Consider the following 13,547-nt stretch of genomic DNA (forward strand, 5'->3'; position numbering starts at 1 on the left):
TCCGGTACACAAAAGGTGAATAAGTTTCAGATACCGAGGAGGCCCTCGATGTCCCGCACCAGGTTCTCGACGTTGTTCGTCCAGGTGTCGCCGTTGCCGTAACCGTAGGCCACCACCAGCGCGGTCAGCGGCACGGCCACCATCACCACGATGCTCAGCATGATCTGCAGGAAGCGCAGGAACCGTCCGGTCCGGCGCGGCTTCCGCTCTGCGGCCTTGGGCGGGGGCGCGACCAGGGTGGTCGACTTGGTGCGCGGCGGAGGCGCCGCCTGCGGCGACGGGGAAACCGGCCGGCTGGTTGCCTTCCGAACCGGCGGATCATCCCGTACGGGTGGCGGCGGGTCGAAACGCGGCCGCGCGGTCGGCACGGTGGCCTGCGGATCCGGCACCCACCCGTGATCGGCGTGCGGCCACGGGTCGACGGCCGGCTGCAACCCGGTGCTGCCCGGGATGTGCACCGGCGGCGCGAGCCGAGCCCCCCGGACGGTCGCCGCGTCGTCCCACCCCTGCGACACCAGCCGCAGCTCGCCGGTCGGCCCGGGCGCCGCCGGCTGGGCGGTCAGCAGCGCCGCGTCGGCCAGGATGCTGCCCTCGGCCACCACCAGCTCGGGCTGCTCGATCACCACCGGCGCCTCGCCCAGCCTCCGGTGCAGCAGCGTCGCCACCAGCGGGATCCGGCTCGCGCCGCCGACCAGGAACACCCCGGCCAGCCGCCCCTCGGGCAGGTCGGCCCAGCGCAGCAGCCCGTCGGTGATGCGGACCGTCTGGTCGAGCACCGGGCGGGCCAGCTCCTCCAGCTCGTCGCGGGTCAGATGGACCTCGGTGTCGAGCAGCGGCACCACGAAGTCCGCGGACTGGGCGCGGGACAGCCGCTCCTTGGCGATCCGCACGTCGTCCCAGAGCTGGCGGCGGGCGCGGCGCTCCTCGATCGTGGTCGGCTCGAGCAGCCGCTGCCACTCGTCGGTGCGCAGGTGCTCGACGATCGCGGCGTCCACGTCGAGGCCGCCGACGTCGTCCCGGCCGTCGACCGCCATGACTTCAAAACCCGATGCCGTACGCGCGACCACGCTCGCGTCGAAGGTGCCCGCCCCGAAGTCGTGCACCACCACGACCGAGCCGATCGGCACGTCCCGGCCGAGGACCTCGGCGAAGTAGGTGGCCGCGGCGACCGGCTCGGCGACCAGCCGGGCGTTCTCCAGCCCGGCCCGCGCGGCGGCCTCGGCGAGCAGCCCACGGCGGGCCGCTCCCCAGGTGGCGGGGCAGGTCAGGGTGGTATCCGGGCGGACCGGGCCGACCGCGCGGTGCCACTCCTCGGTGACCCGGGCGAGCACGCCGGCGATCAGGTCGACCACCTCGAACTCGTGGTCGCCCAGCAGCACCAGGCCGTCGTCGATGCGCCGTTTCGGGTTCGGCTCGAAGCGGGCCGGGTCGAGCCGGGCGCTGTGCACGGCGTCGCGGCCCACGGCCAGGCCGCCGCCGGGCTCGGCGTAGACGGCCGAGGGCAGCAGCGGCGAGCCGTCGACCAGGATCGGGCGGGCGCGGCCGTCGGGCCAGCGTGCCACCGCGACGGTGTTCGACGTCCCGAAGTCCACGCCGAGGGCGTGCCGCTTCGGGCCCCCAGGGTCAGTGGCCATGACGGAGATTCTAGGGGGTCCCGTCCCCTAGACGATCTTCCAGCGCAGTCGGTGACGCCACGTACGAGCGCAGCGGACCAACAGACCGTCGGCGGTGTACGCGTACACCCCCTCCGGGGCGCAGGTGCCGCCGATCACGACCGGCCCGGGCGTCCCGGACGGCGACGGTGTCAACGCCGGCACCAGCGGCACCGGGGGAACGATGGTGGTGGCGACCACGATCGACGGGGCAGGCTCGGGCGCCACGGTCGTCGCCGGGGGTGAGGACGGGCGCGGCGCGCGGGACGTGGCGGTGGCCGGGCCGGCCCTGCGGGCGGAGGTGGCGCGCCGTGCGGGCGTCGGCGTGGCCGCGGAGGTGCTCGGCGGGGCGGGCAGAGCCGCGTACCGGCTGGTGTTCGCCGGCCGCGGAGTGACCGGGGGCGCGGCCAGCTGGTCGACGGCCCGGTCGGAGCCGCCGGCCCGGCCGAGGGTGAGCCACCCGATCAGCCCGACGAGCAGCGCCTGACCCACCACGAGGGCGACCGCCACGCGCACGGTGCGACGCACCGTGCCCGCGGCGGGTAACGATTCCACATCGACGGACTTTATGGCACGCGATCGATGGAAGCGAGCGTCAGCGCCCGGTAAATGTGGGCTTACGCTTCGCGACGAACGCGGCCGTGCCCTCGGCCATGTCCTCGGTGGCGAACAACGAGGCGAACAGCTGCGACTCCAGGGCCAGGCCGTTGGCCAGATCCATGCTCAGCCCGCTGTCGATCGCCTGCTTCGCCGCGCGCAGGGCCAGCGACGGACCTTTCACGTACGGGCGGACCAGCGCCTCGGCGGTGGCGTACACCTCCGCGGCCGGCGCGACCCGGTCGGCCAGGCCGATCCGCAGCGCCTCCTCGGCGTCCACCATCCGGCCCGAGAAGATCAGGTCCTTGGCCTTGGCCGGGCCGACCAGCCGGGCCAGCCGCTGGGTGCCGCCGGCGCCGGGGATGAGCCCGAGCCGGATCTCGGGCTGGCCGAGCTTGGCGTCGTCGGCCACCACCCGCCAGTCGCAGGCGAGGGCGAGCTCGCAGCCGCCGCCGAGGGCGTAGCCGGTGATCGCCGCCACCACCGGCTTGGGGATCTGTGCGACCGAGTCGAAGGCGCCGGACAGGGCGGTCGCCCGCAGCACCATGTCGCGGTAGGTGAGCTCGGTGAACTCGGTGATGTCCGCGCCCGCCGCGAAGACCTTCTCCCCGCCGTACACGATGACGGCCTTGACCTCCTCGGACCCGGCGGCGGAATGCGCGGCGGCCCGGAGCTCTTCCTGTACCTGGGTGTTGAGCGGGTTCATCGGGGGCCGGTCGATCCGGATGGTGCCGATGCCGTCGGTGATCTCCAGCTGCACGAACTCGCCCACGGAACACGCCTCCCTGAGTGTTGGTTAAGCGAGAGCCTACGACGGGTACGGAGGGTAAGTGACCACCTACTACCGGGACGGCGAAGCCTGGGTCACGTCGTCCGGGATCCGGCTGAACGGGCGCAACTACGCCCTGGCCGAGCTGCGCCAGGTGTGGCACCGGGCGGGCCGGCGGTCCTGGCGTACGGTCGCCAACCGGGGCGTGCTCGGCCTGGCGATGCTGCTGCCGATCGTGGTCGGCGTGCTCGGCGTGGGGATCGCCCTGGTCGCGCACGCGTCGCTCGGGGTGACCGCCGGGCTGGTCGGCGGCGGGATCCTGGTCGGGCTGGCCGCCGTGCCGCTCGCCGACCTGCTGCTCGACCGGGTGGACCGCTCCTACGACCGGGGCAGCCGGCCACGCGAGATCTGGGGCCGCACCCGGCACGGCGACGTCCTGCTGCTGCGGACCGCCGACGCGGCCCGGTTCGGGCGGATCTACCGGGCCCTGCAGCGCGCTTTGGAGCCGACTGAGGTTACCCGCCGGTAGCATCGGCGCATGACCGTGAAGAGGGACGCGCTCGGCCTCGCCGGGTTCCTGGCCGCCATGGGTACGCTGCACTTCCTCGTGCCCGGGCCGTTCGACGCGATCGTGCCGCGCGCGCTGCCCGGCTCGCCGCGCACCTGGACCTACCTGAGCGGCGCGGCCGAGCTCACGGTGGCCGCCGCGGTCGCCCATCCGCGCACCCGCCGGGCCGGCGCGCTGGCCGCCGCCGGGCTGTTCGCTGCGGTCTTCCCGGCCAACGTCAAGATGGCCGTGGACTGGCGGCACGCGTCGCCGGCCCGGCGGGCCGTCGCGTACGGGCGGCTGCCGCTGCAGGTCCCGCTTGTGCTGTGGGCCCGCCGCGTGGCCCGCTGATTCGACGGGTCCCGACCGGCCCGCTGATTCGGCCGTTCCGCAGCGCCGGGCGGCCGGTTTCGGGACGATCGGACCATGGACGACCGGACCCTGCTGGTGATCGCCGACGTGTGCCGCCGCGCGGCCGCCGGCGAGGTGACGGCCCGGCTGCCGGAGCTGGGCGACGGGCCGGGCGTGGCGGAGTGCCGGGACGCGGTCAACGCCATGCTGAGCAACAGCGCCGACCGGCTGGCCGAGGCCAACGCCGCCCGGATAGCGCTCGCCGACGAGCTCGAGCACGCGGTGCTGCGGGTCTCCGAGCAGGTGGCCACCGCCGCCACCGAGATGGGCGCGTCGGCGAACGGGCTGGCCGACTTCGCCCGGGCCGCGGTCGCCGAGGCCGAACGCGGGCTGGAGACGGTGACCTCGCTGCGAACCGCGGCCGACCAGATCCTCAGCGCGGTCGACCTGATCAACCAGGTGGCCAAGCAGACCCGGCTGCTGGCGCTGAACGCCACCATCGAGGCGGCCCGGGCCGGGGAGGCCGGGCTCGGCTTCAGCGTGGTGGCCGGCGAGGTCAAGACGCTCGCCGACGAGACCAGCGGCTCGAGCGGCGAGATCACCGGGCACGTCAACAAGGTGCAGGAGGTCGCCGCCGACGCGATCGCGGTGCTGGAGACGGTGACCGACAGCATCCGCGAGATGAGCGGGCTGACCAACGGCATCGCGGTCGCGGTGGACGGCGGGCACGGCACCAACGGGCTGTCCCAGCTGGCCGAGGTCCTGCGGGCCGAGGTGAGCCGCTTCGTGGAGACCGCCCGGCACGCTTGATCAGGCGGCTTCAGGCGGCCGGCCAAGCGACTGATCAGGCGGCGAAGAGCTCGTCGATCTCGGCCCGGCTGGGCAGCGCGTTCGAGGCGCCCAGCTTCCGTACGCAGGCCGCGCCGGCCGCGTTGGCCCAGCGCACCGCCTCGAGCAGGTCACGACCCTCACCCCAGGCGACCGCCAGCGCGGCGGTGAACGCATCGCCGGCCGCGGTGGTGTCGGTCGCCTCGACCACGAACGCGGGCACGGTCTGGTCCCGGCCGTCGCGCTCGGCGTACCGGGAGCCCGCCCCGCCCAGCGTCATCACCACCCGCGGCACCAAAGCGAGCAGCGCCGACATGTCGGGCGTCGGCAGGCCGGTGATGGCCTGCGCCTCGACCTCGTTGACCACCAGCAGGTCGACGTTCGCCAGCAGCTCGGCCGGCAGCTCGCGGGCCGGCGCGGCGTTCAGGATCGTCCGGGTGCCGGCGGCCCGGGCGGCCCGGCAGGCGGCGGTCACCGTCTCGATCGGGATCTCCAGCTGGCAGAGCAGCACGTCGCCGCTCGCGATCACCCGCTCCTCGGCCTCGGTGAGACCGGTGAACGTGCTGTTCGCGCCGGGGGCGACCAGGATCGAGTTCTCCGCGGCGCGATCCACCATGATCACGGCGACTCCGGAGGCGCCGTAGCTGGTGCGCAGGTGGGCGGTGTCCACGCCGGCCGCGTTCAGCCGGGCGTTGAGCGTGACGCCGAACGAGTCGGAGCCGATCGCCCCGAGGAACACCGCCTGGCCGCCGGCCCGGGCGGCGGCGATCGCCTGGTTGGCGCCCTTGCCGCCGGGCATCATCACGAAGTCGTCGCCGAGCACCGTCTCGCCCGGCAGGGGCAGCCGCTCGGCCAGGCCGACCAGGTCCATGTTGGCGCTGCCGGCAACCACGATGCGCGGCGCCATTTAGTGAGCCCTCTTCATCTTTGGCATGCCCTTCTGGCCCTCGCCTGCGACGCCGTCCGCACGTTGCGCTGGGTGCCGCTCGGTGCGGGCGGTCATGCCGCCCGCGCGGTGTAGCGGTCGCCGAAGCGGTCGACCCGCAGCGCCATGCCGAAGGTCTTGGTCAGGTTGTCGGCGGTCATCACCTCGCCGAGCGGGCCGGACGCCACGATCGTGCCCTCGCGCAGCAGCATGCCGTGGGTGAAGCCGGGCGGGATCTCCTCGACGTGGTGGGTGACCAGCACCATGGCCGGCGAATCCGGGTCGAGGGCGAGCTCGGTGAGGCGGCCGATCAGATCCTCCCGGCCGCCCAGGTCGAGGCCCGCCGACGGCTCGTCCAGCAGCATCAGCTCGGGGTCGGTCATCAGCGCCCGGGCGATCAGCGTCCGCTTGCGCTCGCCCTCGGAGAGCGTGCCGAACTCGCGCTCCAGCAGCCCGCCCATGCCGAGCTGGGTGAGCAACTGGCGGGCGCGCGCGGTGTCCATCGGGTCGTAGGTCTCGCGCCAACGGCCGACCACCGACCAGGCCGCGGTGACCACCACGTCGATCACCCGCTCGGAGGGCGGGATGCGCTCGCCGAACTGGCCGGTGGACAGGCCGATCCGGGTACGCAGCTCGTTGACGTCGGTGCGGCCGAGGCGCTCGCCCAGCACGTACGCGGTGCCCCGGGACGGGTGCAGCCGGCCCGAGGCCAGGTTGAGCAGCGTCGTCTTGCCGGCGCCGTTCGGCCCCAGGATCACCCACCGCTCGTCCAGCTCCACCTGCCAGGAGAGGCTGCGGACCAGGAAGTTGCCACTCCGGATCACGCTGACCCGGTCGAAGGCGATGACGGTGTCGTCGTGGGGCGGGATTCGCACGGCAGGTTCGAGCACGGGACTATCCAACCACGCGTACGGGCGGCGCCGGCTCACCCGGTGGTCGAGCCGAAGACCTCGTCGCGGACCGCGTCCAGGGCCGTGTGCAGGGCGCCGTGCAGCACCGGCTCGGACTCCACCTCGGTGATCACCACCTTGGGGTGGACCAGCGTGATCGCCGCCACCTCGCGCTCCACCCGCTCGGCCAGCGCGGGGCCGCCGGCCTGGCTGACCTCCCCGGCCAGCACCACCAGCGGCGGGTCGAGCACCACGCAGGTGGCGGCCACGCCGAGGGCCAGCCGCTCGGCCAGCTCGTCGAGGACCTGGCCGCCGGCCGCGCCCGCGGCCACCGCCGAGCGGACCACGTCGGCCGCCTCGCTGCCTCGGAAGCCGTACTTCTTGCCGATCGCCTTCACCGCGTCGGCGCCGGCGACCGTCTGGAAGCCGCCGCGCACGCCGCCCTTCTGGGAGCGCTTGCCCTGGTGCCGGGGCACCTCGGCGCCGGCCACCGGCAGGTAGCCGATCTCGCCGGCCGCGCCGGTCGCGCCCTGGTGCAGCTTGCCGCCGATGACGCTGGCCAGGCCGACGCCGCGGCCGATCCAGATCAGCACGAAGTCGCCGGCGCCCCGGGCCACGCCGGTGCTCTGCTCGGCGATCGCGGCCAGGTTCACGTCGTTGCCGAAGACGACCGGCGTGCTCAGGTCGCGGCGCAGGTCGTCGAGCAGGCCGCGGTGCCAGCGGGGCAGGTCCCAGGCGAAGGAGATCTCGCCGCTCACCGGGTCGACCAGGCCGGGCGTGCCGAGCACCACCCGGCGGACCGAGCTCATCTCGGCGCCGGCCTCGCTGGCCGCCTGGATCACCGCGTTGTGCACCACGCCGACCGGGTCGTCGGTGTCCCGCGTGGACTGCTCGACCCGGCTCACGATCGCGCCGGTGATGTCGGCGCAGGCGGCGACCACCCGCTCGGGGCCGACGTCGACGCCGATCACGTGCGCGCTCCCCGGCGTGACCGCGTACAGCTGGGCGTTGGGGCCACGGCCGCCGGCCTGCTCGCCGACCCGGCGCACCAGGCCGCGCTGCTCGAGGCGCTCCACCAGCTGGGAGGCGGTGACCTTGCTGAGCCCGGTCATTTCGCCGAGCTGAGCGCGGGTCAGCGGGCCTCGGGCGAGCAGCAGCTCCAGCGCCGCGCGATCGTTGAGAGCGCGCAGCAGCCGAGGTGTGCCCGGTAGGCGGGTCGCGGCCATCGTGATGTCCCCTAGTATTAAGGATTGTTTCCTATTGACGTACGAGTCTCCGGCGTCGTAGCCGCAGCGTAACGGTCGGCACCGCCGCCGACACCACCCAACGTCATCGACTCGCAGCGATCATGGCAGCTCCCGGCACCCCGTTGCCAGAGCCGCGCCACCGGAAGGACACCATGGCGATCGATCACGGGCTCCGCCGCCTCGCCCTCGGCACCCTGCTCGCCGCGTTTCCCGGCGAGGAAGCACCCGGCTGGGCGCTCGACCTGCTCGGCGACGGACTGGCCGGACACACCCTGTTCGGCACCAACGTGGGCGCGCCGGCCCGGCTCGCCGCGCTGACCGCGACGCTGCGCTCGGCCCGGCCGGACGCGCTGATCGCGATCGACGAGGAGGGCGGCGATGTCACCCGGCTGGGGCATCGGACCGGCAGCCCCTATCCGGGGAACGCCGCACTGGGTGTGGTGGACGATCAAGAGCTGACCACCCGGGTGTACGCGGCGGTCGGGGGCGACCTCGCCGACGCCGGAATCAACCTGGACCTGGCGCCGACCGTCGACGTGAACACGGCCGACGACAACCCGATCATCGGAACCCGCTCGTTCGGCGCGTCGCCGGGGCTGGTGGCGCGGCACGCGGCGGCCGCGGTGCGCGGGCTGCAGTCGGCGGGGGTGGCGGCCTGCGCGAAGCACTTCCCGGGGCACGGGGCGACGCTGGCCGACTCGCACCTGGAGCTGCCCACCGTGGAGGCGCCGCTGGACGTGCTGCGGGAGCGGGACCTGCCGCCCTTCGCGGCGGCGATCGGGGCCGGCGTGCAGGCGATCATGACGGCGCACATCCGGGTGCCCGCGGTGACCGGGGACGATCCGGCGACCTTCAGCGCGGCGGCGCTGACCGGGTTGGCCCGCCGGGAGTACGGGTTCGAGGGGGTGCTGGTCACCGACGCGCTGGAGATGAAGGGCGCGGCGCTGGCGGCCGGCGGGATCGCGCCGGCCGCGGTCCGGGCGCTGGCGGCGGGAGCCGACCTGCTGTGCGTGGGAGCGCGGGTCGACCGGGAACTGGTCGAGGCGATCGCCGGGGAGATCGTCGCGGCGGTGCGGGACGGAGGGGTGCCGCTCGCGCGGTTGGAAGAGGCTTTCGGGCGTACGGCGAAATTGGCGACGTGGAGCGCGACCCCCGCCCGGACGAGTGACCACGACGAGGCCCTGGGGGTCTCCGCCGCCCGGCGGGCGCTTCGGGTCGAGGGCTCGGTGGCCGGCCTCGGCGCGCCGCTGGTGGTGCAGGTCGTGGCCGGGCACTCGATCGCCGAGGGCCGGGTGCCGTGGGGACTGCGCCCGCATCCGAACGGCACCCCGCAGGTCGAGGTGGTCGCCGCCGAGGCAAGCGTGGCGGAGCTCGTGGCGCTGGCCGGCGAGCGGCCGATCGTGCTGGTCGGGCGGCGCCTGCACCAGTCGCCGGCCGGCCGCGCCCTGGCCGAGGGGCTGGCGGCGGCGCATCCGGTCGTGATCGTCGAGATGGGCTGGCCGTCGTCGTGGCGGCCGGCCGGCGCGCGGGCGTTCCTGACCACGTACGGGGCGAGCCTGGCCAACGGGCGCGCGGCGGCCTCGGCGCTCGGGCTCTGAGGCGTTCTTCACATTCCTTGAACGTGTTCAAGTTCGCGCCTACCTTGAGGGGGACTTAGTTGAACATGTTCAGGAAGGGCGGTCCGATGGACCCGAAGGTCTGGATGTACCTGCTCTACCTCGCGGTCAGCGTGGGGCTGACCGTGTGGGTGGCGACCACGCTGTCGCGCAACGGCCGGGTGTTCCTCGAGGACGTCTTCGACGACCAGCGCCTCGCGAACGCCGTCAACCAGCTCCTGGTGATGGGCTTCTACCTGCTGAACCTCGGCTACGTGACGTTCGCGATGCGGTCCACCGCCGACATCGAGAACACCAGCGAGGCGCTCGAGACGTTCTCCACCAAGATCGGCCTCGTGCTGCTGGTGCTGGGCGTCCTGCACTTCTGCAACGTCTACTTCCTGGGCCGGTACCGCCGCGGCCGGATCCGCCAGCAGCAGGGCCAGCCGCCGCTGCCGCCGACCGGGCGCCTGCCGATGCACCCGCAGCGGCCCATGCCCCCGATGCAACCGCCGATGCCGCCGCCGATGGCACCACCGGCGCAGGCATGACGGCATCGTCCGACCCGGCCGGGCTCGGGGCCGGCCGGGTCGGGTCCTTCACGGTTCTCTTCGACGAGGGGTGCCCGCTGTGCCGGACCGCCCGGAAGTGGCTGGCCGGGCGGGCGCAGCTGGTGCCGCTCACCTTCGTGCCGGCCGGCTCGGCCGCGGCGCGCGCCCAGTTTCCCGGGCTCGATCACGAGGCGACGCTGCGGGATCTCACGGTGATCGCCGACGACGGGACCTACTACATGGGCGACTCGGCGTGGCTGGCCTGCCTGTGGGCGCTCGCGGACTACCGGGCGGCGGCCGAGCGGCTGGCGTCGCCGCACCTGCTGCCGGGGGCGAGGCGGTTCATCGCGGCGGCCTCGGCGGTTCGGGAGGCGACCCGGTCGCCCGGGCCGGTCGCGGACTACGGTGACGTTTGTGACGACCGCTGCCGCTGAGCCCTCGCCGTCCGCGCCACGGCGGGCCCGGGGCGAGCAGACCCGCCAGCTGATCCTCGAGACGGCGCTGCGGCTGTTCCGCGAGCGGGGGTATGCGGAGACGACCATGCGGGCGATCGCCAAGGAGGCGGGGGTCGCGGTCGGGAACGCGTACTACTACTTCGACTCCAAGGAACACCTGATCCAGGGGTTCTACGACCGGAACCAGGCCGCGCACCGGGCGGCCGCCGAGCCGGTGCTCACCGGGGAGACGGAGTTCGCGGCCCGGCTGCGCGGCGTGCTGCACGCGGGGGTGGACGTGAACGAGCCGTACCACTCGTTCGCGGCGACCTTCTTCAAGACCGCGGCCGAGCCGTCGTCGCCGCTGAGCCCGTTCTCCCGGGAGTCGTCGCCGGCCCGGGACGCGTCGATCGCGATCTTCCGGGACGTGGTCGAGGGGTCGTCGGCGAAGCTCGACCCGGAACTGCGCAAGGAGCTGCCCGAGCTGCTGTGGCTGGGGTGGATGGGGGTGACCCTCTTCTGGGTGTACGACAACTCGCCGGAGCAGCGGCGCACCCGGCGACTGATCGACGGGGCGGTGCCGCTGATCGACCGGCTGGTGGCGCTGTCGCGGCTGCGCGTGCTGCGGCCCGCGCTGCGCCAGATCCTCGCGCTGATCGAGTCGGTGCGGCGGGACGACTGATCACCCTCGGTAAGATCGCTGTGCCATCACCGTACGTAATTCCCCGGGTCAGTAAATACGTCTGTGCCCAGAAATTTCCGGATCTGTCGCCTAAAGTGGGCTAGCCGAACGGCCAATTTGCGTACGCAGAGCTTCCGGGCCCGCTTTGCCGGCACGTAGCGTTATGTCCGCAGGTGGGTCTGGGGATGTTGCGGGGACTCGGACTTCGGGACCAGTCCGAGCCCCCGCGACGAAGACGGTGAGCCGGGGCGCGCGGGATTACGGGAGCAATCCCCGCGACCCGGCTCACGCTGCTTTGAAGGTGCGCAGGCGCAGGCTGTTGAGCACCACGAAGATGCTGCTCAGGGCCATCGCGGCGCCGGCGATCATCGGGTTGAGCAGGCCGGCGGCGGCGAGCGGGAGCGCGGCCACGTTGTAGGCGAACGCCCAGAAGAGATTGCCCCGGATGATCGCCAGCGTGCGCCGGGAGAGCCGGACCGCGTCCACCGCGGCGGTCAGGTCGTCGCGCACCAGGGTCAGATCCGAGGCCTGGATCGCCACGTCGGTGCCGGCGCCCATCGCGAGACCCAGGTCGGCCTGGGCCAGCGCGGCGGCGTCGTTCACGCCGTCGCCGACCATGGCCACCGCGCGGCCCTCGGACTGGAGGCGCTTCACCACGTCGACCTTGCCGGCCGGAAGCACGCCCGCGTAGACCTGGGTGATGCCCACCTCGGCGGCGACCGCCTCGGCCACCGCGGGCGCATCCCCGGTGACCAGCATCGGTTCCAGCCCCAGCCGCCGAAGCGCGGCGATGGCGGGTGCGCTGCTCGGCCGCACGGCATCGGCCAGCGCCAGCCACCCGCGCGGAACTCCATCGACCCGGACCTCAACCCAGGTCGCCGCGTCGGCGGTCACTTTCGCGGTTTTTACCTCGAAGAGCGGAACGGTGGCACCGGTCATCTGCTGCTCGTCCGGGCGACCGGCCGCGATCTCGACCAGAGCGCCCTCGACGCGGCCGCGCACGCCTACCCCGGCCGTGGCGTGGAAGTCGGTGACCGGCGGCAGCTCGCCGTTTTCGCGGGCGGTGGCGGTGATCGCACGGCCCAGCGGATGCTCGGAGGCGGCCTCCACCGCGCCGGCCAGCCGGAGCAGGTCGTCGGGGTCGCCGGCCACGGCCGCGACCAGGGACATGCGGCCGGTGGTCACCGTGCCGGTCTTGTCGAGGACGATCGTGTCGGCCTTGCGGGTCGACTCCAGGGCCTCGACGCCCCGGATCAGGATGCCCAGCTGGGCGCCGCGACCCGTGCCGACCAGCAGCGCGGTCGGCGTGGCCAGGCCGAGCGCGCACGGGCAGGCGATGATCAGCACGGCCACCGCGGCGGTGAAGGCGGCGGTCGCGCCGCCGCCGGTGCCCAGCCAGAAGCCGAGCGTGGCGATGGCCAGCGCGATCACCACCGGGACGAAGACGGCGGCGATCCGGTCGGCCAGGCGCTGGACGGCGGCCTTACCGGTCTGCGCCTCCTCGACCAGCTTGGCCATCTGGGCGAGCTGGGTGTCGGCGCCGACCCGGGTGGCGCGGACGGTCAGCCGGCCGCCCGCGTTCACCGTCGCGCCGGTCACCTGATCGCCGGGTCGCACCTCGACCGGCACCGACTCGCCGGTCAGCAGGCTCTGGTCGAGCGCGGAGACGCCGTCGACCACCACGCCGTCGGTGCCGACCTTCTCCCCCGGGCGTACCAGGAAGACGTCGTCCACCCGCAGGTCGGCCGCCGGGATCTCGCGCTCGGCGCCCTCCCACAGCACGGTGACCGACTTCGCGCCGAGCTCGAGCAGCGACCGCAATGCATCGCCGGCGCGGCGCTTGGCGCGCGCCTCGAGATAGCGCCCGGCCAGCAGGAACGTGGTCACGCCGGCGGCCGCCTCGAGGTAGATGGCGTCGCCGTCGCGGGCGGTCAGCGAGAACGGGTGAGTCATCCCGGGCAGGCCGGCGTCGCCGAGGAAGAGCGCCCACAGCGACCAGCCGAACGCGGCGAGCGTGCCGATCGAGACCAGCGTGTCCATGGTGGCCGCGCCGTGCCGCAGGTTGACGAAGGCGGCCCGATGGAACGGCCAGCCACCGTAGACCACGACCGGGGCGGCGAGCACCAGCGACAGCCACTGCCAGTAGGTGAACTGCCAGGCGGGCACCATGGCGAGCACGACCACCGGAATGCTCAGCGCGAGGGAGATCAGCAGGCGGTCACGCAGCGGATCGCGCGGGTCGGCACGCTGCGCCGGCTCGGGGGTGGGCTCGGCCGCGGTGTAGCCGGTCTTCTCCACCACCTCGATCAGATCCCGCGCGGTCAGCGCGGCCGGCACGGTGGCCCGCGCCTTCTCGGTCGCGTAGTTGACCGTGGCGGTGACGCCGTCGAGCCGGTTCAGCTTCTTCTCGATCCGGCTCGCGCACGACGCGCACGTCATGCCGCCGATCTCCAGCTCGATGACCCGTTCCATGCCGCCA

14 protein-coding genes are annotated in these 13,547 nt (G+C 73.6%); 7 read left to right on the top strand and 7 right to left on the bottom strand.

From position 1 onward, the window contains the following. Nucleotides 1-26 precede the first annotated feature (26 nt). The 3 genes from IH26_RS0111930 to IH26_RS0111940 are packed head-to-tail and all read right to left on the bottom strand — an operon-like array spanning nt 27 to nt 3,021. Complete coding sequence (locus tag IH26_RS0111930; protein ID WP_030436222.1) at nt 27-1,634, bottom strand: Hsp70 family protein; 1,608 nt, start codon at nt 1,632-1,634, stop codon at nt 27-29. A 27-nt stretch (nt 1,635-1,661) separates the two neighbouring features. Further along, nucleotides 1,662-2,207: a hypothetical protein gene (locus IH26_RS59705; protein ID WP_157437159.1), complete on the bottom strand. Its 546-nt coding sequence runs from the start codon at nt 2,205-2,207 to the stop codon at nt 1,662-1,664. Between the two features lie 40 nt (nt 2,208-2,247). Continuing rightward, nucleotides 2,248-3,021 (bottom strand): enoyl-CoA hydratase/isomerase family protein, encoded by a 774-nt coding sequence (locus tag IH26_RS0111940; protein ID WP_030436224.1) that lies wholly within the window; start codon nt 3,019-3,021, stop codon nt 2,248-2,250. Between the two features lie 58 nt (nt 3,022-3,079). On the opposite strand from IH26_RS0111940, the gene IH26_RS0111945 reads away from it, so the two are divergent. From IH26_RS0111945 to IH26_RS0111955, 3 genes are all read left to right on the top strand, one after another. Then, nucleotides 3,080-3,547: a DUF6232 family protein gene (locus IH26_RS0111945; RefSeq protein WP_030436225.1), complete on the top strand. Its 468-nt coding sequence runs from the start codon at nt 3,080-3,082 to the stop codon at nt 3,545-3,547. A 9-nt stretch (nt 3,548-3,556) separates the two neighbouring features. Continuing rightward, entirely contained in the window at nt 3,557-3,916 is a 360-nt protein-coding gene (locus IH26_RS0111950) for a DoxX family protein (RefSeq protein ID WP_030436226.1), read from the top strand. A 75-nt stretch (nt 3,917-3,991) separates the two neighbouring features. Beyond that, entirely contained in the window at nt 3,992-4,726 is a 735-nt protein-coding gene (locus tag IH26_RS0111955) for a methyl-accepting chemotaxis protein (RefSeq protein ID WP_030436227.1), read from the top strand. 34 nt (nt 4,727-4,760) lie between these two features. Here IH26_RS0111955 and IH26_RS0111960 read toward each other — a convergent pair whose 3' ends face one another. The 3 genes from IH26_RS0111960 to IH26_RS0111970 form a co-directional block, all read right to left on the bottom strand. Further along, the gene (locus IH26_RS0111960) at nt 4,761-5,651 is read right to left on the bottom strand and encodes a ribokinase (RefSeq protein WP_030436228.1); all 891 of its coding nucleotides are present in this window, start codon (nt 5,649-5,651) and stop codon (nt 4,761-4,763) included. Nucleotides 5,652-5,743: 92 nt separating this feature from the next. After that, complete coding sequence (locus IH26_RS0111965) at nt 5,744-6,559, bottom strand: ABC transporter ATP-binding protein (RefSeq protein ID WP_245665125.1); 816 nt, start codon at nt 6,557-6,559, stop codon at nt 5,744-5,746. A 35-nt stretch (nt 6,560-6,594) separates the two neighbouring features. Next, nucleotides 6,595-7,785: an ROK family transcriptional regulator gene (locus IH26_RS0111970; RefSeq protein WP_030436230.1), complete on the bottom strand. Its 1,191-nt coding sequence runs from the start codon at nt 7,783-7,785 to the stop codon at nt 6,595-6,597. Nucleotides 7,786-7,958: 173 nt separating this feature from the next. On the opposite strand from IH26_RS0111970, the gene IH26_RS0111975 reads away from it, so the two are divergent. The 4 genes from IH26_RS0111975 (at nt 7,959) to IH26_RS0111990 (ending at nt 11,068) form a co-directional block, all read left to right on the top strand. Continuing rightward, nucleotides 7,959-9,404, top strand: coding sequence for a glycoside hydrolase family 3 N-terminal domain-containing protein (locus IH26_RS0111975; RefSeq protein WP_030436231.1), 1,446 nt, complete (start codon nt 7,959-7,961; stop codon nt 9,402-9,404). Between the two features lie 86 nt (nt 9,405-9,490). Further along, nucleotides 9,491-9,952 (top strand): hypothetical protein, encoded by a 462-nt coding sequence (locus IH26_RS53455; RefSeq protein ID WP_051807983.1) that lies wholly within the window; start codon nt 9,491-9,493, stop codon nt 9,950-9,952. Continuing rightward, nucleotides 9,949-10,386, top strand: a complete 438-nt coding sequence (locus tag IH26_RS0111985; RefSeq protein WP_034214751.1) for a thiol-disulfide oxidoreductase DCC family protein — start codon at nt 9,949-9,951, stop codon at nt 10,384-10,386. Before IH26_RS53455 ends, IH26_RS0111985 begins: the two co-directional genes overlap by 4 nt. Next, a complete protein-coding gene (locus tag IH26_RS0111990) occupies nt 10,367-11,068 on the top strand; it encodes a TetR/AcrR family transcriptional regulator (RefSeq protein ID WP_034214754.1) in 702 nt (233 codons plus the stop codon). Before IH26_RS0111985 ends, IH26_RS0111990 begins: the two co-directional genes overlap by 20 nt. Nucleotides 11,069-11,353: 285 nt before the next feature. Here IH26_RS0111990 and IH26_RS0111995 read toward each other — a convergent pair whose 3' ends face one another. Next, nucleotides 11,354-13,540 carry a heavy metal translocating P-type ATPase gene (locus tag IH26_RS0111995; RefSeq protein WP_030436235.1) on the bottom strand — a complete coding sequence of 729 codons (2,187 nt, stop codon included), beginning with the start codon at nt 13,538-13,540 and terminating at the stop codon, nt 11,354-11,356. Between the last annotated feature and the right edge of the window lie 7 nt (nt 13,541-13,547).

The organism is Actinoplanes subtropicus (assembly GCF_000721705.1).
GTDB lineage: Bacteria > Actinomycetota > Actinomycetes > Mycobacteriales > Micromonosporaceae > Actinoplanes > Actinoplanes subtropicus.